Source organism: Winogradskyella psychrotolerans RS-3 (assembly GCF_000427335.1).
Taxonomy (GTDB): Bacteria; Bacteroidota; Bacteroidia; order Flavobacteriales; family Flavobacteriaceae; genus Winogradskyella; species Winogradskyella psychrotolerans.
The window spans coordinates 1-998 of sequence record NZ_ATMR01000070.1 but is presented as its reverse complement, the minus strand read 5'-3'; the positions used below and the strand labels follow the sequence as shown (position 1 = coordinate 998).

The window sequence follows — 998 nt, the reverse complement described above, 5'->3', positions numbered from 1 at the left end:
CATTCTCTGCATCGGTCTGCGTCTCGTGATAGCTAATTGCTACATTTGGTTCACCATTAGTGATTTCTACGGTGCGCTGTGTTAAATCGAATTCTGCAAAACCATCATTATCATCATCACAAACTTCTATTGGTGTTGGATCTGATTCTGGTGAAGGAATTGGGTCCACTCGTAAAGTTACAGTCACCGTATTATAACAACCTGTGACATCATTTTCTGCTCTTACAAAAATAGTCTGTGCATTACTTGTGTTTACATATGGACTTGCAATTGGATTTGTTGCATTGTCGGCATCCAATTGTGTCTCATAGTAGGTTAAGCTAATACCTGTTTGGCCATTTAAAATCTCTTCATTAGCCTCTTCTAAGGTAAAGCCTTCTTGCTCATCTCCTGGATTATTAACATCACACAACTCTAATGGTGCTGGTGTTACTAATACAGGTAATGGGTTGACGATTAACTCTAAACTTGTGATTTTATAACAGCCTTCTACTGTGGTATTGTCCTCTACACGTATCCAAATAATTTGATTAAAATCATCTGTATTGGTATAAGCGAGCGGATTGTTTATAGGGTTATTGGCTGCTTCGGCATTCGCTTCACTCTCGTAATAGCTCAGAATATATTGGCTTGGGTCTTGACCGTTCAATACTTCTGTTGCTTTAGTGGTTAAATCAAAACTAGCAAAGCCATCTGCTGAGATATCATCACAAGCTTCGAGTGCTGTTGGCGCGATTAATTGTGGTGTTGGCTCTACGATTAACCTTAACACTACAATTGTAGCACAGTCTGTCGCTATCGTTGGACTTTCTACTCGGGCATATAAGGTTTGTTCACCTTGTACTATGTTGTTATAATTAACGGTAGTGTCTATAGCATTTACTCCATTTTCTGCATTAATTTCTGTTTCGTGATAGGTTACCTCTAATCCTGAGGCTCCTCCAGTAATTTCATTATCGGCATCCGTAAGTGTAAACACCCCAATACCATCATTGTCC

At 39.3% G+C, this 998-nt stretch carries 1 protein-coding gene; it reads right to left on the bottom strand.

Annotation, left to right across the window (positions count from 1 at the left end):
* Nucleotides 1-998, bottom strand: a 998-nt coding sequence (locus tag ADIWIN_RS04935; RefSeq protein ID WP_040756582.1) for an FIDD domain-containing protein, incomplete at both ends; no start/stop codon positions are given.